Source organism: Lentzea nigeriaca (assembly GCF_016907955.1).
Taxonomy (GTDB): Bacteria; Actinomycetota; Actinomycetes; order Mycobacteriales; family Pseudonocardiaceae; genus Lentzea; species Lentzea nigeriaca.
Map to the genome: position 1 here is coordinate 1 of NZ_JAFBCX010000004.1, position 22,546 is coordinate 22,546.

Sequence of the window (22,546 nt, forward strand, 5' to 3'; positions counted from 1 at the left end):
TCCCTTGTGCGCATCGTCCGCTTCGATGTCACAAGGTTCCGGGCCCCGAGTAGCGCGACCCGGTCGCGCTCGGTTGCGCTACGGTTGCGCCGAATCCGCCTCCGAACCCGCTTCCGAACCCGCCTCCGGATCGACCGGCAGCACGATCGTCACCATCGTTCCCTCGCCGGCGCGGGACGCCACCGAGATGTTGCCGCCGTGCCTGTCCACGATGTGCTTGACGATGGCGAGCCCCAGACCGGTTCCCTGGATCTCGTGCTCGATCGCGAGCGACGAACGGAAGAACCGGCTGAACAACTTCGGCAGCTCGTCCTGCGGGATACCGATTCCGGTGTCCGCCACGGTGATCCGTGCCTCGTCGCCGATGCGCCGCACGCGGATCACCACCGTGCCCACGGCCTGGGTGAACTTGACCGCGTTGCTCAGCACGTTGAGCAGTGCCCGGTCGAGCTGGTCCGGGTCGGCCCGCACCATGATCGGGTCAGGAGTGACCTGGCGGACCAGGGTGATCGCCTTCCTGGCCGCGGCCGGTTCGACGCTCTCGACGACGGCTTCCACGAGAGAACCGAGATCCGTCGGCTCGACGGAGGGTTGGAACTGACCGGAGTCGATCTTACCGACGGTCAGGATGTCCTCGACGAGCCGCAACAACCGCCTCGTGTTGCGCTGGATGATCGACGTCATCTCCCGCTGGTCCTCGGTCAGATCTCCGGCGGTACCGTCCACCAGCAGCTCCAGGTAGCCCGAGATGCTCGTCAGTGGCGTGCGCAGCTCATGGGACACGTTGGCGACGAACTCGGTCTTGACCCGGTCGAGCCCACGCAACTCCTCGACCACCTCCTGCTCCCGCGCGAACGCGTCACGCAGGGCGCGTTCGGCTTCCTTGCGCTCACTGATGTCCCTGACGAAGGCGTTGAAGCGATAGGGGCCGGTCGGCTCCGGCTGCCACACGTACAACTCGATCGGGAACTCCTGACCGTCGCGGTGCAGGGCGGCGAGCTCGATCCGCCGGCCGAGCACGGACCCTTCCCCGGTGGCCTCGAGACGCGCGATCCCGGCCACGTGATCGGCACGGAACCGTTGCGGCACAATGGTGTTCGCAAGGGTTCTGCCCATGATGTCCGCACGCGGCCAGCCGAACATCCGCTCGGCCGCCGCGTTCCACTCGGTGACACGACCGTCCCCGTCCAGCGCGATGAACGCGTCGTGCGCGGTGCCGATGAGCGTCCGCAGCCGGTGCAGGGTCTCCCGCAGCGTCGCCTGGCAGCGTGCCAGTTCGGCACGGTCGGACATCCGCGCGACAGCGAGACCGGCCTCCCGCCCGAGCTCGGTGGCCAGATCGAGCACACACTGGCCAGGACGCCGGACGTCAGGGGCGAAGAACTCCAGCACGGCGACCACCCCGTCCTCGGAGTGCACGGGAAACGCGAACCCGCTGCCCGCTCCGAGTCCGTCGAGGCCGAGATCGTCCATCCACTTGGGACCCAGGGCCGCGGCCGCCTCACCGCTCAGGCCGGTGCCGGCCGACACCCTCGTCTCCGCCAGGATCTCCCGCAGCCGTCCGAACCTGTCGTCGTCCGCGCCGTGCCACAACTTCGCCGACACCAGGTCACCGGTGCCGTCGCCCGCGGGAACGCAGGCGTGCCCGAACGGCCACCCGGCGTGGGCGCACACCTCGTCCAAGCACAGTTGCAGCACCTCGGCAAGATCGGAGGCCCCCCAGACCTTCGACACCACCCGGCCGCGCACCTCCCTCGCGCGCGTCGCTCGCTCGGCGCCGAGCTCTCGCTCGAGCTGACCTCCCAAGGCGAGCAACGCCTCCAGCACGACGTTGTCGAGGTGCCGGACTTCGCGGGAGGCGACGAACAGCACGCCGATGGGCAGGAGATCGTCGCCGCGGATGGGCACGCCCGCGAAGAGGTGGATGGCACGGCCCAGGGACCGTCGCGGCTGGGCGATCACGACGAGCTCGTCGGCTTCCACCGTCTGCCTGCACAACGACAGCAGCTCATCCTGCCCACGCGGCATACCCCGCACTTCGAGAAGTCTCAGCTCATCAGCCTCCAGCAGAGCGACGCCCGCGATCGGCACCCGGCCGAGCGATGCGGCGACCAGCGTCGTCGCACCGAACTCCAGCCGCTCGGTGATCGCGGGCGGCAGAGTCGTCGACATCCTGTTCACGACGTTCCTCCCGTCCGGCCGTCCGGCAGGAGCACGGTCACCGTCGTGCCCGCACCCTCCGTGGAGGTGAGCGAGACCTGCCCACCGTGCCTGCGTACGATCTGCCGCACTATCGCGAGCCCCAGACCGGAGCCGGGGATCGCCTGCTCCGTCGCGTTGCTCGCCCGGAAGAACCGGGTGAACATCGCGTGCTGCTCCGTCTTCGGAACACCGATGCCGGTGTCACTGACCTTCACCTCGACCCAGTCGTCAGCGCACCGGCGGGAGGTCACCCACACGTCGCCTCCGGCCGGGGTGAACTTGACCGCGTTCGACACCAGGTTGGTCAGCACCCGGTCGAGCTGCGCCGCGTCGCCGCACACCACCAGTGCCCCGGCGTTCTCGTGATCCAGGTGAACTCCGCCGACGTCCGCGGCGGGCCGCAACGCCTCGACGACGCCGTCGACGAGCTCACCGACGTCAACAGGCTTCTCCGCCATGGTGACCGTGTCCGACTCGAGCTTGGCGAGCAGGAGCAGTTCCTCGATGAGCCCCCGCAGCCGGGTCATGTTCCGGTGGATGACGTCCAGCATCTTCCGCTGAGCTGCGTCGATCTTGCCGGCGTCACCGTCGCGCAACAGCTCCACGTACCCGGCGATGCTGGTCATCGGTGTGCGCAGCTCGTGGGAGACGGTCGACACGAACTCGGACTTGCTGCGGTCCAGAGCTCGCAGTTCCCGGACGAGCAGCTGCTGCTCCTGGTAGAGCCGGGCCTGGTCGAGGCCGTGGGACAGATCGGCAGCGATGTGCTCGAGCGCGTCCGTCTCGGCGGCCGTCCATCCGGCGCCGGGACGGGCGAGAACCAGCGCTCCGAGCACACTCTCCCCTCGCCCCAGCGGCAGAACCAGCACCGCGCGGTCGTGCAGGGCGACGGGCAGCCCCAGGTTCGCGGCCTCCTCGGCGTCGTTCACCTCCAGGCAGCGATGATCTGCATACAGCCTGCGCAACGGGGCCACCGGCAACACGCGCTCCTCCTCGCCGAGCGTGGATCGGAGCGAGGCGAGTTCGGGCCGGTGCCAGTCCAGTGCGACGAGATCCGCGGAGGTGTCCTCGGGTGCACCCTCCGACAGCCAGACGCACACCCGTTCGGCGTCGAAGTGCTGCCCGATCTCGGCGGTCGCCAGCCCGACGGCGGTGTCGACGTCCAGGTGCTCCCTGATCCTCAGACCGATGTCGGCGGCGATCTCGCGGTGGCGCTGCCGTTCCTGCTCCAGCGCGTACAGCTTGGCGGCCTCGTCGGCGAGCTTGTTGATCGATCTGGCGACCTCCTGGAACTCCGCGATCCCCTGTTCGGGGATGCGGGCCTGCCCGTCGCCGGTCGCCCACTTCGTCACCGTGTTCCGGAATGCGGCGATCGACCTGCCGAGCCGCTGCGCGGTGACCATCGCCGAGGCCGCCGCCAGCACGACGGCGACGGCGCCACAGCTGATCAGGACGAGCATCACGTCACGCCGGGTGCCGAGGCCTCGCTGCCGCAACGAGGTGGTCGTGGCGTCGAGCATCTCGGCGAGCCGGGTGCCGGCGTCGAGAAACTCGTCGAGCACGAGCGTGCTGTCCGCCAGCCGCTCCGACACGTCGTCCGCTGTACCGGGTGGGACTGCCCGGAGGCCGGCCGTCGTGGCGAACCACCGGTCCGCCAGCTCGGCCACCCTGGCTGCCGCCTGCCGCTCATCGGTCGCGGCCAACCGGACCAGCTCGTCCTTCGTCCGAACATAGCTCTCGCGACCGCGGTCATATGCCTCGCGGAGTTCCGGGTCGCCGTCGAAGGTGTATCCGCGCAGGCCGAGCGCGCTGTCCAGCACGATCCCGCGCAGCTCGGCGTTGCGATGCCGCATCGGCACGACGCGCGAGGTCAGCTCCTCCATGGAGCTCGCTGTCGTCGTGACGGCTTCCGCGCCCAGCGCGAGCAGGACCAGGACGACCGCCACGAGCGGTCCGAACGTGAGCGCGAGCAAACGCCGGAAGGACTGTCCTGAGCTCATGTCGGTTTGCCACCTCGGGATGTCGGAACGTCGAATCCACGCCGGGTCATGACTCCCCACGTGCGCTCCGACCGGCGCAACGCGGCCCACCCACCCCACATCCGCCACCGCGCGGTCCGCTGCCGGTAGCCGATGTTCTCCGCGAACGCCGCGACGAGCGCGATCCCGAGATCCGCCCAGCGGTGATATCGGCGGAACGAGTACTCCTCGACGGTGAGCGCGAAGGCGGAGATCAGGAACGCGAAGCCGTACGCGGTCGCCGAGAGGGACACCGCGAACGACCACGTGACCGCACCCGTCGCCAGGCCGAGCACCAGCACGAGCACCGCCATGAACTCGACCAGCGGGGTGATCAGCTCGAACAGCACGTGGTAGGGCAGCGTGAACAGCCCCACGACCCCGTATCTCGGGTTACCGATCATCCGCCGGTGCTTCAGGAGGATCTCGGTCAGGCCTCGGTGCCACCGCCTGCGCTGACGGCCGAGCACCAACCCGGTTTCCGGTACCTCCGTCCACGACACCGGTTCTGCCACGAACACGATCCGGTAGTCCTGCCCTTTCTCCCGCATCCACCGGTGGATCCGGAGGACCAGTTCCGCGTCCTCGCTCATGCAGCCAGGGTCGAGACCGCCCACCGCCACCACCGCATCCCGCCGGAACAGCCCGAACGCCCCGGAGATCACCAGCAGGCCGTTGAACCGCGACCACGCGGTGCGGCCGAGAAGGAACACCCTCAGGTACTCGACGGCCTGGATCGCCGGCAGCAGGCTCCTCGGCATCCGCACGTCGACCAGCCTGCCCGCCACCACCCGGCACCCGTTGGCGACGCGGACGGCGCCACCGGCGGCGACAACCCGGAACGGGTCGTCGAGGAACGGCCTGGCCACGCGCATCAACGCGTCCGGGTCCAGGATGGAGTCCGCGTCGACCATGCACACGAGCGGGTGCCTGGCAAGGCACAGCCCGGTGTTCAGCGCGCGGGTCTTCCCTCCGTTGTCCTGACGTACCACCACGAGCGGGATCGCACGAATCGCAGGCACGTGCACCGAACGCACGACACCGCGCTGCGGCAACTCGTCGGAGACGACCGCGGGCAGGCACACGAGCTGGAACTCGGCTTCGAGCCGGGCGAAGGTCTCGTCCGTGGACCCGTCGTCGATGACCACGACCTCGAACACGGGGTAGCGCAGCGCGAGCATCGCCCGCACCGCGTCGACGATGCCCGCCTCCTCGTTGTGCGCGGGCATGAGCACCGACACCGCGGTGGTCAACGGACCCGAGTACAGCTCGTCGACCGCCAGGAACGGTTTCAGCCTGCTGTCTCGCGCGAACTCGACCGCGGCGATCGACAGGAACACGACGTAACTGCAGTTGACCAGCAGGAAGTAGCAGGCCGACACGACGCCCGCCACCTCGACGGCGTTCAGGACCACGCGGCCTCCCGCGGGCGTCGGGTGGTCACGAACGGCTCCGAGCCGTCGCGGCCAGCCGCGCCTGGCTGATCCGGTCCCAGGCCAGCGCCTCGACGGCGTGCGCGGCGGCCGCCGGGCCGATGCTTCCGCCCGCCACGCTCGTGAGGATGCCGCGACCGTGGTCACCGAGCCGGAGCAAAGACCGAGAAGCGTTGTGCGCCAACCGATGCGGCTTCTCGGCGAGGAGGAAGCCAAGAGTCTCGCCCGCGGCGGGGTCGCCGAGTTCGCCGAGCGCCTCCGCGGCCTCGATCCGCAGTTCAGCTGGACTTCCCCTGCCGACGAACTCGACGAGCGCCGCAGCTGTGGACGGTGTCCCCGTCCTGGCAAGCGCGCGCACGGCCGCCAGCCGGACCGGAAGCTCGGTGTCCTCGCGCAGGAGACGGACGAGCGAAGAGAACGCGACCACGGCGCCCCCGCGTCCGAGCACCTCCGCCGCGACCGCCCGCACCGTCGCATGTGGATGCCGCAGGGCATCGACGAGCACGGGATGCGCGGAGATTCCCAGCGTCAGCAACGAGTGCGCCACGACGTGCGACGGCACGGGCCGGGAGCAGGTGAGACCACCCAGCAGCGGCCGGGCGGCCCGCACGTCCGCGAGGCCGCCCAGTGTCCTGGCGGCCGCGATCCTGACCTCCGGACGCGAGTCACCCATCAGCGACACCACCTGGGGCAGGTCCTCCCTGCTGCGCAGCAACCCCACCACCTGGACGGCCTTGACCCGCACATGAGCTCGTCGGGCTCGCAGGCCGACACGCGCCGAGTCGAGGACCCCTCGGCGGGCGAGCAACTCGACCAGCTGCTCACGCGCCGCGCCGCTCACGTTGCCCAGCAGGGTGAGCACGGTCGGTTCCACCGCGGCCCACGTCCGGCCGTCGAGCGCGACCAGCTCCGGCAGCACCCCCGGATCGCCGAGCAACCGGAAGACCAACGGCCGCAACCGCTGCGCCTCCTGCTCACGGCGTTGCCGCAGACGCGCCGATACCGTGTGGTGCACCGTGATGAGCAGTCCCAGCACCAGGCTCGACACGGTGGCGACCAGCACGACGGCCGAGGTCATCGAACTCACTGGCCGACCCTGGCCAGCACGGCGTGCACCCGGCTGAGCAGTTCCCGGGGACTGAACGGCTTCGTCACGTAGTCGTCGGCGCCCACGCCGAAACCGGCCTCGACGTCGGTCTCCTGCGCGCGAGCGGTCAGCAGGATCACCGGCAGGTTCTTCGTCGCCGGCTCCGACCGCAGCTTCTGACAGACGTCGAGGCCGGACATGCCGGGCATCATCACGTCGAGGATGACCAGATCCGGGATCTCCCGCGTGACCGCGTCCAACGCCGCGGGCCCGTCACCGACGGCCGTGACGTCGAACCCCTCCTGCATCAGCTTGTACACCAGCAGATCACGGATGTCGGCGTCGTCCTCCGCGATGACCAAGGCGGTCATGACACACTCCCAAGAGCCGCCCACACGGCGGCGCGGTCGAACGGCTTGAGCAGCATTCCGTCGATGTCGTCGACGCGGATGTCACCGGGATCGAGCATCGAGGTGACAACGACCTGGCAGTGCCGGGTTCGCGGATCGGCCCGCAGCTCACGGATCACCCATCTGCCGTCCTTGCCCGGCAACACGATGTCGACGACCACGACGTCCGGCGGGTCCGCCCGCGCCAGGTCGAGTCCCAGCTCCCCGGTCTGTGCCAGCACGACCTCGTGCCCCATGTCCCTGAGGTGGCGCGCGAGCAGACCGAGGATGTCCCGATCGTCCTCGATCACCAGCACCTTCGCGACCACCGGGCACCTCCGGTCACTCAGCCCACGCCTGCCGGAACTGCCAGGAATCCGATGCTGACACAGGATTCGTGACGCGAGCCCGCCCAATACCGCAAACTGGTGACCGTCCACTGTGGTCACACTCCGCGCAGGCCGATCAGCCCGCGGTCCAGCGCCGTCATCAACGCCTGCGCCCTGCTGGAGGCGCCGAGCTTCTCGTAGAGCCGCGCCACGTAGGTCTTCGCCGTCGACGTGCTCATGTTCAGCGCCCTGGCCACTCCCGGCACGGAGAGCCCGTCCTGCAACAGGCACAGCACCTCGGCTTCCCGAGGGCTCAGCGGCGAACGCGCACGTGACGCCCGCAGCCGGGTGAACGCGTCCGCGAGTCCCGTGGCGGTGAAGGACGAGGCGGCGACGGCGGCGTGCCGGATCGCGCCGACGATCTCCATCAAGGTCGAGGTCTTCGGGACGAACGCCGACACCCCGGTCTCCATCGCGCGGAACAGCACGTCGTCCTCGCCGTTGGAGGTGAGCACGACGATGCCGAGTGACTGACAGCGGTCCCGCAGCTCGCGGGCGAGCGTCAGCCCGTTGCCGTCGGGAAGTGTCACGTCGACGGTCACGACGTCCGGCTTCGTGGTGGCGATCAGACCGAGTGCCTCGGCCGCCGTCGTGGCCTCGCCGACGATCTCCATGTCCGTCTCGCCCTCGAGCAGCCGGGAGAGCCCGAACCTGGCGAGGGGCTGACCGTCCACGACCACGAGCCGAATCGACATGACGTCCTCTGCTTCCCACTGACAACCGTGTGCCTCAATGAAGCGCCACGCCTGGTGTCAGTCCGGGTGTCGGACGGTTGCCGTTCGGTTGCTGTCAGCCGGCGATCAGGCTGTCGTAGATCTCGATGCCCGCCGGTCCGATGATGATGATGAACAACGCCGGGAAAATGCACAGGAGCAGCGGAAACAGGATCTTCACCGGCACCTTCTGGGCCTTCTCCTCTGCCGCCTGACGACGCTTGACCCGGATCTCGCCGGCCTGTTCGTGCAGCACACGTGCTGTCGGGATGCCGAGTTCGGACGCCTGGATCAGCGACGAGGCGAACGTGTGCACCGCGTCGACGGTGGTGCGGCCGGACAACGCCCGCAGCGCCTCGACCCTGGACTTGCCCAGCTGCATCTCCTGCAGCATGCGCGAGAACTCCACCGACAGCGGGCCGGAGGTGTTGCGGGCGACCTGGGACACGGCCGCGTCGAAACCCAGTCCGGCCTCGACACACACCGTGAGCATGTCCAGCACGTCCGCGAGTTCCTTGCTCATGAGCGCCTGGCGCTTGACCGCCGCGTTGTGGACCAGCACGTCCGGCAGGAAGAAGCCGACCACGGCGCCGACCAGGGCGTAGGCGACCACGGTCAGCGCGGACCCGAGCCCGTACAGGGCCCCGATCGGCGCCAGCGCCAGCAGACCGATGCCCTTGAAGGCCACTACCCGATCGGTGGTCCACCGGGACGGGTTGCCGGCCAGGTCGAGCCGGTGCTCCAGGGCTGCGAGGGTGGTGCCGGGCGAGAGCCGGGCGGCCAACGCACGCAGCCGTTCCAGGACGGGAGGAAGTTCTTCGTGGTCGGTGTCGGTGACGTCGGTGGCGGTCCGGCCCCAGATGGCCTCGATGTGGGCGAGCCTGCGCGACACGCGCGCCGAACCCGTGGTGGCCGCGGTGATCTGAACCCCCACCAGCACGAGCGCACCGGCAATGGCACAGACGCCTACCAGGAGCAGGAGCGTTCCGTTCACCTCACACCTCCACCTTGATCATCTTCTTCATCCAGAACCAGCCGACGCAGAGGCAGACCGCGGTCATGCCCAGCAGGATCCAGCCGACCGGACGGGTGTAGAGCGGTTCGACGTACGCCCGGCGGCTCGCGAACAACCAGGTGCCGAGCCCGATCGGCAGCGCGATCAGCACGTACGCCGACATCCGGCCCTCGGCCGTGAGCGCCTTGACCTGCCTGCGCACGGTCGCCCGCTCACGCATGGTGTTGACGGTGGTGAGCAGCAGTTCGGCGAGGTTGCCACCGACCTCGCGCTGGATCCGGATCGCCATGACCACCCAGGAGAGGTCCTGGCACCGCATCCGGTCCGCTGCCTTGTCGAGCGCGTCCTCGACCGAGACGCCGAGCCTGGTGCGCGCCAGTGCCCTGGCGATCTCGCCCGCGATGGGCTGGGTGCCCTCGCGCACCATGCTGTCGAGCGCCTGTGGCAGCGAGAAACCAGAGCGCAGGGCGCCCGCGACCAGCTGGAGCGTGTCCGGGAGCTGCTCGCCGAACAACGTGCGCCGCCTGTCGATCCGCGACTTCAGGTAGAGACGTCCGCCGAACCACCCGAGCAGAGCCCCGAGCGGTCCGAACACCACCGGCGCACCGGTGACCGCGGCGAGGAGCACGCCGAACAGGACCGCGATGCCGAACCGCACGAGCAGCCACTCCGCCGGGCGCAGCCGGACGCCGGCCAGGTCGAGGTCGAGCTCGATCCTCTCGCGCACGTCGCCGCCGCTGATGATCCGCTCGCTCAGCGCCAGCAGCAGGCGCGTCGGCAGCGCCCGCTCCCGCACGGCGCCGGTCTCAGGCTCCGCGCCATCGCGCACCCGGTAGCGCCGTACCTCGGCCAGCCGCTGCGAGCGCACACGCCCGACCACACGTCGGCGGCTGATCCAGAGCCAGCCCAGTCCAGCGAAAACAGCGAAGATCACGCCGAGCACCGCACCGAAGGTCCAGGCCGGTGCGGCGGGCACGATGTCGCCCCGCCGGTCCGGGGCGTACACGCTGGTCTCCGTGACGAGTCCCCGCACGCGCACGGTCAGCCGCACGTCCCTGCCGGAGAGTTCGTCGGGCACGATGGCGCTCACGTCGAGCCGCACCGGAGCGGCCGGGAACGACGTGGCACCCGCCTGCGGGTCGCCGACCGCCACCAGGCGGCCGCCGCTGCCCGACGCGAGCCGGTCCCGGCCGGAGGCCGTGGCCGCGGCCGCGACGTCGAGCGTCACCACGTCGGCGGTGACACCCGTTTCGGACAGCACCTTCAGCGTGGTGTCGAGCGAGGCGCCACCGTCGGCGTCCTCACCGTCGGACAGCACGAGCAACCTGCGCTCGCCGGGCACACCGGCCAGGCTGCGGGCGGCCAGCGTCACCGCGTCGTTGAGCGCGCTGCTCCCGCCCGCGGTGACCCTGGCGAGCGCGGCCGTCACCTGCTGCCGGTCCGCGGTGACCGGCACCGTCAGCACGGGCCGGTCCGAGAAGGTGACCAGTCCGGTGTGGACGTTCGACGGCAGCGCCGCCAGATAGGCGGTGACCACGCCGCGTGCCGTTCCGATGGGGACGCCGTCCATCGTGCCGGTCGTGTCGAGCACGACGATCACCGCTCGCGTCGCCTGCGGCTGGCCGACCACCTTCGCGGTAGCGCGCACCGGTGTGCCGTCGACCTCGACCTGCACACCCTCCGGATCGACCGAACCGGGCAGGTCACGGGCCGTGAGCGTGACGTGCGCCCGCCCGTCCTCGACCTTCGCCGAGCCGAGTTCCGCGGTCGGGTCCGCGCTCGCCGGGAGCCCGGACGCCGCACAGAGGAGCAGCGCGACCGCGATCAACCGCCTGACCACCGCGTCACCTCTGTGCCGAGAAGAGGCCGGTGGGCAGCGTGATGCCCTGGTCGGCCAGCCGGTCGGCGAAGGTCGGACGCAGACCGGTCGACCGCAGGGTGCCGCGGAACTTCCCGTTCTCGTCCACACCCGCCGCGAAGTCGAACACGAAGAGGTCCTGGAGCGTGATCACGTCACCCTCCATGCCGACCACCTCGGTGATGTGCGTGATCCGCCGGGTGCCGTCCTTCAGCCTGGCCTGCTGGATGATCAGGTCGAGCGCGGAGTTGACCTGGTCGCGAATGGCGCGGCTGGGCAGGTCCACGCCCGCCATGAGCACCATCGTCTCCAGCCTCGACAGCGCGTCGCGCGGAGTGTTGGCGTGCGCCGTCGTCAGCGACCCGTCGTGCCCGGTGTTCATGGCCTGCAGCATGTCCAGCGCGGCACCATCCCGGACCTCGCCCACGACGATCCGGTCCGGCCGCATCCGCAGCGAGTTGCGGACGAGCTCGCGAATGCTCACCTGGCCGCGGTTCTCGACGTTCGCCGGGCGTGACTCCATCCGCAGCACGTGGTCCTGTCGCAGCTGCAACTCGGCCGCGTCCTCGATCGTGACGATGCGCTCGTCTTCCGGGATGAACGAGGACAGCACGTTGAGCGTCGTCGTCTTGCCCGAACCGGTGCCGCCGCTGACGAGGATGTTCAGCCGCCCGCGCACACACGCCGACAGCAGCTCGGCGACGGCGGGGCTGATCGTGCCGAACCTGATCAGGTCCTCGACCTGCAGCGGGTCCGTGGCGAACTTGCGGATCGTCAGCGACGAGCCGTCCAGTGCGATGGGCGGCACGACGGCGTTGACCCGGCTGCCGTCCGGCAACCGCGCGTCCACCATGGGGCTCGCCTCGTCCACCCGCCTGCCGACCCGCGACACGATCTTGTCGATGATCCGGCGCAGATGGCTCTCGTCGGTGAACGCGGCGTCCACCGGCTGGAGCTTTCCCTTGCGCTCGACGTAGATCTGGTTCGGTCCGTTGACCATCACCTCGCTGACGTCGGGGTCCCGCAACAGCGGTTCCAGCGGGCCGTGGCCCAGGATCTCGTCGGCGACCTCGGCAGCCAACCGGCCGCGGTCGGCCAGGGTCATCGGGGTCTCGTCCTGCTCGAGCACGACCTGCAGCGAGTTGCGCACCCGCAGCTCGAGCTCGTGCTCGTCGAGGCGCTCGTCGTAGAGCTTGGGCCCCAGTGTGTCCAGCAACGTCTGGTGCACCCGGAGCTTGACCGCGGCGAAGTGGTCGGGGCTGCGCTCCCTGCGCATCTCGGGCATCGGTGCGGAGGCCGTCACCGCCGGTGCGCCGTTGGTCCCGACGGGCGCGGCTCGCTGGACCAGCCGGTCACTCAGCTTCAACCGGACCACTTCCTCAACCCGAACAACCCGCGCCGGGTTGCCGGCGGCTCGTGCCTGGCGCCCGCGAGAATCCGCGCGGCCATCTCCCGGAACGCCATGCTGACCGGGTGGTCGGCCTTCTCGATGGTGATCGGCACGCCCCGGTTGATCGAGGCGGGTACCGCGAGGCTCGCCGGAACGCGCACGGCGACGTTGGTCTTCACGACGCTCTCGACGTCGGCCGCGGTGAGCCCCACCCGCGGGTCCTCCCGGTTCAGCACGATGGTGCGCCGGTCGCGGGCGTAGGACAGCATGTCGAGCATGTCGATGGTGAGCCGCAGGTTTTTCAGCGTCGGCACGTCGGGTGTGGTGAGCAGGATGTGGTGGTCGGCCTCGTCCAGCACCGCCAGCACGTGCTCGTTGAACTGCGGCGGCGTGTCGATGACGACGTAGTCGAACATGCGGCGCAGCACGCGGAGCACGTTCGTGATGAGAGAGGCGGGAATCTGCTCCGAGTCACCGGGCTCCACCGGTGCCAGCACGCAGTCCAGCCCCTGCCGGTAGCGCGTGAGCAGTCCGGACATGCCGGTCTCGTCGAGCTGACCGTCCATCGCCATCGCGTCCACGAGCGTGCGGACCGGAGTGAGCTGAAGTGAGATCGCCACGTCGCCGAAGGCGAGATCCAGGTCCACCAGGCAGACGCGGTTGGCGCCGCCCGCGTGCAGGCAGACCGCCAGGTTGGTGGCCGTGGTCGTCTTGCCGCAGCCGCCTTTGGTGGCGAACACGACCGCGACCTTGCCCTCGATCGACTGCTGAGCGGGAATCGTCACGCTCGCGGGGGTGAACCTCGACAGGTCGCGGGAACGCAGGCAGGACTCGGCGAGCACGTCGAGGTCGGACTCCGGCACGACCTCGCGGACTCCGGCGCGGATGGCGAGGGCCAGTACGGTCACCTCGAGCTGCTCGCGCAGCAGGACCACTCCCAGCGCGGGGCGTACCAGGCGCTGGGTCGACGTGAAGTCGAGCGCCTCCGTCAGGTCCACATCGGACCCGATGACGACCAGCGTCTCGAGCGGGTCGGACGCGAGCAGGCGCTCAGCCTCGACGAGATCGTCCACATGGGACACTTCGCCACCCATCGCTCCGGCCAGCGGCGGTATCACCGCCTTCGTCTTGGTGCACAGGATTGCCATGACTCTTTCCACTCCTACTTGACCGGGTCGAAGACCGACTTGCTGTCGGTGCCGTCGCCCTGGCTGATCTGGGAACTGTCGGTGAGCAGCACGAGGTGCAGGGTGCCGAACTGGGAGCGCTGGATCAGTCGCTCGGCTTCGGCCTGGGTCGCCGCGACCGTGACCAGCACGCCGCCCTGGCCCTGGCCCGCGCCGTCAGCCGACTTCGCGTTCGGGACCGGCGGCTTACCGAGGGCGAGCACCTCGACCTTCGGCAGCAGCAACCGGGTCACCTGCGTGCTCTCGTGCTGCTTCTCCAGTCCGGCGCCGGACGGTGTGCGCGACTTCTCGTCCAGGACGCTGTAGGTGTCGAACACCGCGATCTGCGAACCGGCCTTGACGTAGCCGGCCACCCTCTGCGGGGCGCCGAGCTCGACGCTGACGGCCACCTTCCCCTCGGGGATCGCCAGGCCGGACGACGTGGGCTTGGTGGCCGCGAACATGGGCCTCAGCACGAGCTGGCCCGCTTGGATGTCGGCGGTCGCCACCAGCTTGACGAGGTCCGCACCGACCTCTCCCAGTGCGTTCTCGGGCACGGTCTCGGCGGGCATCTTCTTCAGCCGCAGCGAGCCGTTGCGCAGTGCGGCCCCCGCACTCGTGCCCGCGGGCACGCGCTTGTCCGCGACAACCACCGGCACGGCGCGTTTGCCGGCCAGCGCCCGAGCGTCGGCGTTGCGCACGTAGAGCAGCACCGCGACAGTACCGACCGCGGCGAGCAGCAGCGTGAGGCCGAGGGTGAGCAAGCGTCGTTTCATGATCCTTCTCCGGCGTCAGCCGAGCATCCGCCCGACGGTGGCACCCATCTCGGGACCACCGAGCACGGCGTCAGCGGCCAGCAGGTCCGTCGTGAAGTAGCCGTAGATGCACTTTTCGTCGCCCTTGCAGTGGTTGCGGGAAGTCAGCGACGACGCGACCTTCAGGCTCGGCAGGTTGTAGCCGGTCACGACGAAGGAGGCGAAGCCCTTCAGGTGGAAGTACCCGTCGTGGCCGGTGCCGCCCGCACCGTCGTACACCGGCACCAGCAAGGTCGTCCGGTTCGTCCTGGCGTCGGCGAGTTCCTCCTTGCACGCGGTGGACGCGCTCACACCGGTGTCGCCCAGGTAGACGCCGTTGAGGTCGACGTACGACTGGCAGGCTCCCGTCACGCCGGCCAGCCAGCCGAAGCCACCGGGCAGAGCCCAGCCAGCCGGGTTGCCCGAACAACTCGTCCCCGATGTGGTGTGCAGCTTCAGCACGCGCTCGAAGCTCGGGGCGACCGTTCCGGACTCCGGCGCGAACGTGGTGCCGTAGGCAGTCGCGGTGTTCCACTCGCACAGCGAGATCGTCACTCCGAAGCCGTAGGCGACCCTGGGGCTGCCCCAGGCGACCCTGGTGCACGCGGCCACACCCCGTCCCTGGTAAGAGGATCCGAGCAGGACCTCCCCGAACGTCGCGGGCAGGAAGGTGGATCCGTCCGCCTGGCGGGTGCTCGTGCGGACCTCGACGAACTTCGTCCCTTCCGGCCGCTCGCCGCGGCAGCCCGCTGCCTCACCGTCGTCCTCTGGACAGGGGTCCAGGAGGCCGTACGCGTCGACTCCGCAGACGAGATCCACTGTGGACGACCCGTCGTTGGAGTTGGCGTTGGCGTAGTCCAGCGCCGTGCTGCTCGCGCAGTCCGTGCCCTTGGCACACGCCTGCATCAGCGCCAGCGCCGCCGCGTCCGACGCGTTCTGCAGCTGGGCGCGTTCGCTGTAGAGCCTGCCGAGGTCGATGACGAGCGCACCGCCGCCGAGCAGCACCCCACCGCCCAGCAGGAGTGCGACCAGCATGGTGACCGCGCCGCGGTCGTCGCGCCGCAGCCGTGCCACCAGCCTCGGCATCAGCCTTGGCATCGCATGACTCCTTTCCCGCTGAGGGTGATCGGGCCGATGTCGCCACCGAACGTGCCCGCGATGGCGTCGATCGGGGTGGCGAAGGTGAAGTCGTGGGTGACGGTCACGACGGCGTCCGCCGCCGCGAGGTTCGCAGGACAGGCCGTCACGTCGACCTCGACCGCGGTCAGCGACCCTGCGGCGTCGCGGGTGCGGCTCACCGTGTCCGGTTCCCCGAGTGCCGCGAGCCGCGCGCCTTCCCTGGCGGCCTGGGTCAGGACGACCTGAGCGTGCAACGCCCGTCCGAAATCGATGATGCCGCACATCACGAGCAGCAGGACGGGAAGTACCAGCGCGAACTCGACCGCCGCCGCCCCGCGATCGCGGTTCGAAGCAGGGGCCGATCCGTGGTAATCGGCCCCGAGCGGCGGCTTCATCCGGTTCAGCCGGCCGGTACGGCGGGCAGCTCGTCGCTGACGCCGGTGAACAGTGCCTCCAGCTGGCCGCCGAGGGTCATGACCACGCCGATGATCACGACGGCGATCAGGCCGACCATGAGGCCGTACTCGACGGCGGTGGCGCCACGCTCGCGGTCGCGGAAGCGGTCGCTGATCCAGAGCTGCAGGTAGGCGATTGCCGTGGACATCTTGTTCTCCTCCGGTGGTGTGGGCGATCCGTCACCGCCCGACGTGGACAACTGTGCGGCAGGGGCAAGCCCCGCGGACAGCGGGCGAACGGCCAGAAGATTTCGCGAAACGCCCGATGGGGACGATGTCTTGTAGTGCGAATGGATGACAAAACCGGGTCCCGTGTGGACGCTGCCCTAACGTCCCAGGCGTGCATCTCACGACGGCGGTGGCCGGAGCGGCCGCGGGTCTCGCGGCCGGGCCGTGGATCCGTGCGGCGGTCTTCCGGCTCTCCGTACCGCCGGACGCACCCGACCGGACAGCGTGCCCGCGCTGTGGCAGCCGGCTGCGTTCCGCGATCGCCTGCCGCTGCCCGTCCTGCCGCGAGCATGTGGCATTGCGCTGCGGCGTAACGGAAATCGCGTCCGCGACCGTTCTCGGCAGCATCGCGTACACCGTGGGGCCGCGGCCCGAGCTGGTCGCCTTCGCCTGGCTCGCCGTCCTGTGCGTCGCACTCGCGACGATCGACCTGATCGTGTACCGGCTGCCGGAAAGTCTCACCCTGCCCGCCTACCCGGTGGTCGCCGCGTTGCTGGCCGGCTCGGCGCTGCTGAGCTCCGAGCCCGGCCGGTTCCTCCGCGCGGTGCTGGCGGGCGCCGCGCTCGCGGCCGGCTACCTGTTGCTCGCGCTGATCAGGCCGAGTGATCTGGGGTTCGGTGACGTCCTGCTGGCCGGACCACTCGGCATGGTGCTGGGATGGACGGGATGGCGACCGGTCCTGCTCGCGGGCATGCTCTCGTTCGTCCTGTGTGGACTCGCCGGCGCGGTCCTGCTTGCCCTGCGACGGGCGAGGGCCGACACGCCCCTCCCACTCGGGCCCTTCATGGTTTATGCCACGTTCGTGGTCCTGCTCATCACTCCAGGCCGATAGTCCGCGTTTTCCGCATTAGCCCCCGTCATTCGTTCGTGTGAGAAGTACGTCGCTTTGAGAGTCCTTTAGGGACATTCGTCACCCTGCGAACAAGGTCAAACCACAGACGGGTGACACGAAGGTGATCTTCCTGTTGCGCACATACGTTTGATCGTGAGCAAACCGGCAGGAGGAACCATGCCACGTGTACTCGTCGTCGAGGACGACCCGGACATCGCCCGGATCGTCGCGTTGCTCCTGGCCAGGAACAACTACCAGGTGGACCGGGTGTCCGAGGGCAGGGCAGGGCTGCGGGCGGTGTACGACTCCAAGCCCGACCTCGTCGTGCTGGACATCGGACTGCCCGGCATGGACGGACTGAGCGTCCTCGAACGTATCCGCGATCTCAGCGACGTGCCGGTCCTGCTGCTGAGCGCACGCGACCAGGAGTCGGACAAGATCCGCGGCCTGCGTGCCGGCGCGGACGACTACCTCACCAAACCCTTCACCAACGGGGAACTGCTGGCCAGGGTCGAGGCACTGTTGCGCAGGGCTCGCCCCGCGCAGTGGTCGGAACGCGTCTACGACGACGGCTCGCTGAAGATCGACCCCCTTTCCCGGCTCGTCCACGTGGACGAGCGCGAGGTGTCCCTCACGCCGATCGAGTTCCGGCTGCTGAGCATGCTGACCCGCAACGCGGGCGCGACTCTGTCCACCGGCCAGCTCCTCGCCGAGGCGTGGGAGGACCCGACCGGCATCGGCGCCGAGCGCGTGAAGTTCACCGTGCTCAGGCTCCGCCGCAAGCTCGGCTGGGACGACTCGGCGAGCTCTCCGATCGAGTCGGTTCGCGGTGTCGGGTACCGCTACCGGCCTCCGCTGCGCACGCGCCCGCGTGTCGAGAGCGGGATCAGCGGACGCCCCGGCCGTTGACGAACACGTTGGGCGCAAAGGAGGTTCGACATGGCCGGCATCAACCAGCAGAGTTCGGCGAGTGGCTTCGACATGCAGCGCGTCAAGGGCGTTCTGGTCGTGGTCTACGGACTGCTGAGTGCCGTCAACTTCGTCGTGATGATCACGGAACCCACCGCGTGGCAGGGTGTCTTCGCGGCGATCCTGCTCATCGCGGCGCTCGGGCTGTGCTTCGACACACCGCAGAGGACGAACTCATGAGCAACCGGGACTTCTGACCGCCGGCCGGATGCCCCCGGCCGAAGTACCACGACCAAGCCCCGTGTGCCGGCAGACAGATTCCGCGCCCCTGCCGGCACACGGGGCCTTCTCACATCCACGTGGTCAACGTCGCAGATTGCGCAAAGCAGGTCCGCACGCGTAATTCCGCCACCGGAGCCAACCGAGGGGGAATTGATCCCCAATTTTGGGCATTATGATCATCCCGTTTGCTGCCGATGGCACATACTGCGTGGTGTGATCAATCCCAAAACCCCCTCCTCGATGGACATGCCACCCATCTGGGCGCCGGGCACCAAAGGCCCTGAAACACCCAATATCGCCCGAGTTCGCGACTATTGGCTGGGTGGCACGCGCAACTCGGCGGCCGACCGGCGACTGGGAGAACAGTTCACCCTGTGCGCGCCCCAATTGCCGTATCTGGCGCGCACGCATCGAAACTTCCTGCGCCGCGTCGTCACCCGGCTCGTGGGTGACGGAATTCGCCAGTTCGTCGATCTGGGCACCGGGATGCCGACCATGGGCAACGTGCACCAGGTGGCACAGCAGTGCGCTCCCGAGTGTCGCGTGGTCTACACCGACATCGACCCCGTCGTGGTGACCGAATCGCGCGCGCTGCTGGAAGGCGACGACCGCACTGCGTACATCCTCGCGGACGTGCAACGACCCGAACAGGTCCTGGACTCGCCGGCCCTGCGCCGCCTGCTCGACCTCGACGAGCCCGTGGCACTCCTGGCCATCGACGTGCTGCACCACATCCCCGACTCGGCCGGGCCCGCGGAGCTGCTGACCACCTACGCCGACGGGCTGGGATCCGGATGCCGGGTCGCCCTGTCACACACCTGCCGCCACGAGCAACTGCTCGACGCCATGAGGCTCTACAGCGACATCTACAACACGCCACTGCCGGAGTTCGCCTTCCGCACCACCGCGGAGGTCGAGAAGCTCCTGGCGGGGTTCGAGATCACCGAGCCCGGCCTGGTCCCGATCCCGCTCTGGCAGCCGGACCTCGACACCGAACCGGACCAGAACCCCGAGCACTTCAGCGGCTGCGCCGCACTGGCATACAGGTCGTGAGGCGGCGCACCGACAGCTCGCCGTGACGCCCGGACCGGGACGAGAACCGACGAGGCGGCGACGGTGAGCTATCGGGGGCCCATCCGTCACCGCCTGTCCGAGGACACGCCACGTGCCGAGGGGGCGCACGCAACGATGTCCCGTCTATACCGGCGCCAGCCTGACCATGAAACGGTCCGAGCGCGTCGGAGTCTCGTTCAAAAAGAACACGTCATTCTTCTCGATATTTGTGACTCTGCGCGAATGAAATCTGGCGCTCATCACACGTCAGAGCAGCGGGCAAGCCTCGCAAGGCGCCAACGCACACCAGCACGAGCCAGTGATTCACCCTGTTTTGCGACAGCACGCGCCCCAGCTCCCGACGTAGCCTTGACGAGCAGACCCGGACGAGTGGGGAGTGCCGATGTCAAATCCGGTGGAATGGGTTTACCCGACAGGCATGCCACTTTACGATCTTACGCTCGCCGGTATCCTGCTCCTCGCCTCCGGAACCGTCCTGAGGGTGGTTGCGCGGCCAAAGCAGCAGCGCGCCACGCGAAAGCGGAAGCTGGATGTACCACAGCACGCCGAAGTGCCCGGGCCACGGACCCGGACAGCGGTCAATCGGGCTCGGGAGACGGTTCGAGGAGACCGTCACACCGCTGCATGATGTCGTCCGACCGGCTCTCGTGCGCGGCTTTGAAAGCCGCGATCACCGCGTTCGGGATACGACCTCGGCTGCTCAGGCCGACACCCTGTTCCTGCGCCCACGCCCGAATGCGGGCCATGAGGTCGTCCTGGGTGGAGTACAAGGTGCCGGCACCCCAGTCCACCCGGCGTGCCAAGGGGAGGAACGGTGCCAGTGCGGCACGAAGCTGCTCCTGGTGAGCCTTGTTCAGGTCGATCTCGTAGTGAACCCCGTCCACCCCGAAAGAGACCGTGGACACGTCGTCGCTGACGATCCCGTTCAGATCGTCCGTCTTGTGGACGATGATCCGTACCACCATGTCCTTCACCTCACCGACGACATGCGACAACCCTGGACACGGGTGCGGTGAGCCTGGCTCCCACCGCACCCGCTCGACCGGCAACTGACGACCGGTGTCCAGGGAAGATCAGACCGCGATGGCCGATCCGGTCAGGGCTTCGGCGGCGTCCGCGGGGCAGTCGTCCGCCGCCGTGCTCGACGACACGCCAGCGGCATCCACGCCCGCGGCAGCCACCGCGTGCGCGTCGGCACCAAGGCCGAGGGCGAGAGCGAGAGCGGCGTCGACGTCGACGATGGCGTCGACGTCCACAGCGGCGGCCAGGCCCAACCCGGCAGCCACGACACCGTGCACATCGGCGGCGGCAGCAGCAGCGACGCCGAGACCGGCACCGTGCGTGCTCGCGATGGCGACCACGCCATGGGTGTGGTCAGTGGACGAAGTGGACGACGAAGTGGAGGAGTTCGAGCCGGTGGAGCTCGAACCGGCCGTGTCGGCGCAGGGATCCGCGTCGACACTCGTGCCCGCCGCAGCGTCGGCAGCGACACCGACACCAGCGGCCAGCGCGGCGTCGACAGTGGCGGCAGCCCCCACCGCAGCGTCGGCAGCGACACCGACACCAGCGGCCAGCGCGGCGTCGACAGTGGCGGCAGCCCCCACCGCAGCGTCGGCAGCGACACCGACACCGGCAGCCAACGCGGCGTCGACAGTGGCGACAACAGGCACGTTGACATCGGCGGCCGCCGCGATGCCGGCCGCGTTCGCGTTGCAGGTCGAGGCCACCTCCATCGCGCACGGCGTGTCATCGGGGGTCGAGCTGATGGTCACGATCTCCTGTTCGGGGGTCTCCTCTTCGGGAGTGCCCGCCATCGTCGCGCCGGGGTCCGGTGCCGATTCCGCAGCCGCCGGAGCTTCCTGCGGTGCGGGCGCCGGGCCCTCCTGAACGTGCGCGTGGGCGGTCCCGAACCCGTTCGCGAGAATCGCGACACCTGCCGCAGCAGCCGCGATGAACCCCTTGTACAGCTTCTTCTGCATTCCGTTTCCCTTGTTTACATTCTCGGAACGAGGTCGACAGCCTCGTGACTCGACTGGGATGCGCACGCGACACCGCAGTGAAAATTCGCATCGAACCGCAGCGGCGGCGCAGCAGAACACTAGCCGTGGAGAAACATCGAAACCAAGCCGGATCATCAATTGTGGGGATGCGCGAGCCCGGATTTGGGGATGCCCGGCCCAAATCGGGATTACCGACGGGCGGACGCGCTACGCACCAAAAGAATCGACCAGCCGGAAGTCCGGCACCTCGGGCACCACGACCGTCAACGGCGCCGACCGACGCAGCTGCGTCATCAGCTCGGACACCTCGTGTGCCGCATTGGTGCATCGGTCGCAGGTGGCGATGTGCCGCTGCACGCGGATCCGCAGTCCCTGTCCGAGCCTGCCGCACAGCCACGCGGCGAGATTGCTCGCGGACAACCTGCACTCGGCCACGACCGTCGACTTGACGTGCATCTGCAGGTAGGCGACCCGGAGACCTTCACGTGCCCGGAACGCGAGCGCGGCCAGCGCGTTCGGATGGATGCCGAGCCGGCCGGCCACGGTCGAGGTAGGCGTCTTCTCGATCTCCAGCTGGACCAGCACGCTCCGCCACCGGTCGGGCAGGCTTTCCAACGCCCGCAGCGCCAGGTCGGCGTCCAGCCTCTCGATCAGGGGATCCCGGTCGGTGATCGGCACCACCTGCTCGGAGGGGTCGGCCTGACGGTCCACCAGACGATCGATCGCGAGCTGCTTGTAGAACGTGGTGCGCACCGTGGTCAGCAGGTAGGCGCGGAACAGTGTGGATGGTCCGCCACCGGACACGATCCGGTTGAGCACCTTGGTGAAGGCCTCCGCGACGAGGTCGTCCGCCCCCTGCGACGTTCCGAGCAACCGGCACGCGAAGCTGTGCGCACAAGCGTGGTACCTGCGGTACAGCTCACCGAAGGCATCCCGGTCGCCGACCCGGACGGCGTGCAGGAGGGCCGAGTCCGAGCTGCAGGCACTCTGATCGTCGTGGTCGTCGAGATCCTCAGCCATCTCACCTGCCCCTTGTTTTGCGATAGTGACTGATGAACCGCAGGACAAAACTACAACCAGACCTGACGGAACGCAGTCCGCGAGCCTCCATTCTGACGTTACTTCCGCTCGACCGGGGCGGCGCGGTGACACAGCCGGACGAAGTCGGCGCGCCTCTCATGCGCAACCACCCC

Annotated in this window: 22 protein-coding genes; 4 read left to right on the top strand and 18 right to left on the bottom strand. The window is 69.0% G+C overall.

All coding sequences use genetic code 11. The features are described from left to right. Window positions 1–78 precede the first annotated feature (78 nt). The 15 genes from JOD27_RS14490 to JOD27_RS14560 form a co-directional block, all read right to left on the bottom strand. Window positions 79–2,172 carry an ATP-binding protein gene (locus tag JOD27_RS14490; RefSeq protein WP_239567191.1) on the bottom strand — a complete coding sequence of 698 codons (2,094 nt, stop codon included), beginning with the start codon at window positions 2,170–2,172 and terminating at the stop codon, window positions 79–81. A gap of 5 nt (window positions 2,173–2,177) precedes the next feature. Next, window positions 2,178–4,202 (bottom strand): ATP-binding protein, encoded by a 2,025-nt coding sequence (locus JOD27_RS14495; protein WP_204762764.1) that lies wholly within the window; start codon window positions 4,200–4,202, stop codon window positions 2,178–2,180. After that, on the bottom strand, window positions 4,199–5,635 hold the full coding sequence (locus JOD27_RS14500; protein WP_204762765.1) for a glycosyltransferase family 2 protein: 1,437 nt from the start codon (window positions 5,633–5,635) through the stop codon (window positions 4,199–4,201). The genes JOD27_RS14495 and JOD27_RS14500 overlap by 4 nt, the downstream gene beginning before the upstream one ends. 25 nt (window positions 5,636–5,660) lie before the next feature. Beyond that, entirely contained in the window at window positions 5,661–6,731 is a 1,071-nt protein-coding gene (locus JOD27_RS14505; RefSeq protein ID WP_239567193.1) for a HEAT repeat domain-containing protein, read from the bottom strand. A 5-nt stretch (window positions 6,732–6,736) separates the two neighbouring features. Then, window positions 6,737–7,111 (bottom strand): response regulator transcription factor, encoded by a 375-nt coding sequence (locus JOD27_RS14510; protein ID WP_204762767.1) that lies wholly within the window; start codon window positions 7,109–7,111, stop codon window positions 6,737–6,739. Beyond that, entirely contained in the window at window positions 7,108–7,458 is a 351-nt protein-coding gene (locus JOD27_RS46020) for a response regulator (protein WP_204762768.1), read from the bottom strand. The genes JOD27_RS14510 and JOD27_RS46020 overlap by 4 nt, the downstream gene beginning before the upstream one ends. A 116-nt stretch (window positions 7,459–7,574) precedes the next feature. Next, window positions 7,575–8,213, bottom strand: coding sequence for a response regulator transcription factor (locus JOD27_RS14520; protein ID WP_204762769.1), 639 nt, complete (start codon window positions 8,211–8,213; stop codon window positions 7,575–7,577). A gap of 94 nt (window positions 8,214–8,307) precedes the next feature. Then, the gene (locus tag JOD27_RS46620; protein WP_204762770.1) at window positions 8,308–9,225 is read right to left on the bottom strand and encodes a type II secretion system F family protein; all 918 of its coding nucleotides are present in this window, start codon (window positions 9,223–9,225) and stop codon (window positions 8,308–8,310) included. 1 nt (window position 9,226) lies between these two features. Further along, window positions 9,227–11,086 carry a type II secretion system F family protein gene (locus JOD27_RS14530; protein ID WP_204762771.1) on the bottom strand — a complete coding sequence of 620 codons (1,860 nt, stop codon included), beginning with the start codon at window positions 11,084–11,086 and terminating at the stop codon, window positions 9,227–9,229. 4 nt (window positions 11,087–11,090) lie between these two features. Further along, the gene (locus tag JOD27_RS14535; RefSeq protein WP_204762772.1) at window positions 11,091–12,470 is read right to left on the bottom strand and encodes a TadA family conjugal transfer-associated ATPase; all 1,380 of its coding nucleotides are present in this window, start codon (window positions 12,468–12,470) and stop codon (window positions 11,091–11,093) included. Continuing rightward, on the bottom strand, window positions 12,467–13,642 hold the full coding sequence (locus JOD27_RS14540; protein WP_204762773.1) for a CpaE/TadZ family protein: 1,176 nt from the start codon (window positions 13,640–13,642) through the stop codon (window positions 12,467–12,469). The genes JOD27_RS14535 and JOD27_RS14540 overlap by 4 nt, the downstream gene beginning before the upstream one ends. A gap of 14 nt (window positions 13,643–13,656) precedes the next feature. Continuing rightward, entirely contained in the window at window positions 13,657–14,436 is a 780-nt protein-coding gene (cpaB, locus tag JOD27_RS14545; RefSeq protein ID WP_204762774.1) for a Flp pilus assembly protein CpaB, read from the bottom strand. A 15-nt stretch (window positions 14,437–14,451) separates the two neighbouring features. After that, on the bottom strand, window positions 14,452–15,552 hold the full coding sequence (locus JOD27_RS14550) for a pilus assembly protein TadG-related protein (RefSeq protein ID WP_204762775.1): 1,101 nt from the start codon (window positions 15,550–15,552) through the stop codon (window positions 14,452–14,454). Next, the gene (locus tag JOD27_RS14555; RefSeq protein ID WP_204762776.1) at window positions 15,540–15,968 is read right to left on the bottom strand and encodes a TadE/TadG family type IV pilus assembly protein; all 429 of its coding nucleotides are present in this window, start codon (window positions 15,966–15,968) and stop codon (window positions 15,540–15,542) included. Before JOD27_RS14555 ends, JOD27_RS14550 begins: the two co-directional genes overlap by 13 nt. Window positions 15,969–15,973: 5 nt before the next feature. After that, a complete protein-coding gene (locus JOD27_RS14560; protein WP_204762777.1) occupies window positions 15,974–16,177 on the bottom strand; it encodes a Flp family type IVb pilin in 204 nt (67 codons plus the stop codon). Between the two features lie 191 nt (window positions 16,178–16,368). On the opposite strand from JOD27_RS14560, the gene JOD27_RS14565 reads away from it, so the two are divergent. The 4 genes from JOD27_RS14565 to JOD27_RS14580 all read left to right on the top strand — a co-directional run bounded on the left by JOD27_RS14565 (window position 16,369) and on the right by JOD27_RS14580 (window position 19,332). After that, window positions 16,369–17,088, top strand: coding sequence for a prepilin peptidase (locus JOD27_RS14565; RefSeq protein ID WP_204762778.1), 720 nt, complete (start codon window positions 16,369–16,371; stop codon window positions 17,086–17,088). 177 nt (window positions 17,089–17,265) lie between these two features. Beyond that, the gene (locus tag JOD27_RS14570) at window positions 17,266–17,997 is read left to right on the top strand and encodes a response regulator transcription factor (RefSeq protein WP_204762779.1); all 732 of its coding nucleotides are present in this window, start codon (window positions 17,266–17,268) and stop codon (window positions 17,995–17,997) included. A 30-nt stretch (window positions 17,998–18,027) separates the two neighbouring features. Next, window positions 18,028–18,237: a hypothetical protein gene (locus JOD27_RS14575; RefSeq protein WP_204762780.1), complete on the top strand. Its 210-nt coding sequence runs from the start codon at window positions 18,028–18,030 to the stop codon at window positions 18,235–18,237. 255 nt (window positions 18,238–18,492) lie between these two features. Then, window positions 18,493–19,332, top strand: a complete 840-nt coding sequence (locus JOD27_RS14580; RefSeq protein ID WP_204762781.1) for an SAM-dependent methyltransferase — start codon at window positions 18,493–18,495, stop codon at window positions 19,330–19,332. A gap of 599 nt (window positions 19,333–19,931) precedes the next feature. Here the strand turns inward: JOD27_RS14580 and JOD27_RS14585 are convergent. The 3 genes from JOD27_RS14585 to JOD27_RS14595 form a co-directional block, all read right to left on the bottom strand. After that, the gene (locus JOD27_RS14585) at window positions 19,932–20,318 is read right to left on the bottom strand and encodes a histone-like nucleoid-structuring protein Lsr2 (protein WP_204762782.1); all 387 of its coding nucleotides are present in this window, start codon (window positions 20,316–20,318) and stop codon (window positions 19,932–19,934) included. A 108-nt stretch (window positions 20,319–20,426) separates the two neighbouring features. Next, the gene (locus JOD27_RS14590) at window positions 20,427–21,332 is read right to left on the bottom strand and encodes a hypothetical protein (RefSeq protein WP_204762783.1); all 906 of its coding nucleotides are present in this window, start codon (window positions 21,330–21,332) and stop codon (window positions 20,427–20,429) included. A 228-nt stretch (window positions 21,333–21,560) separates the two neighbouring features. After that, on the bottom strand, window positions 21,561–22,373 hold the full coding sequence (locus tag JOD27_RS14595) for an RNA polymerase sigma factor (protein WP_204762784.1): 813 nt from the start codon (window positions 22,371–22,373) through the stop codon (window positions 21,561–21,563). Between the last annotated feature and the right edge of the window lie 173 nt (window positions 22,374–22,546).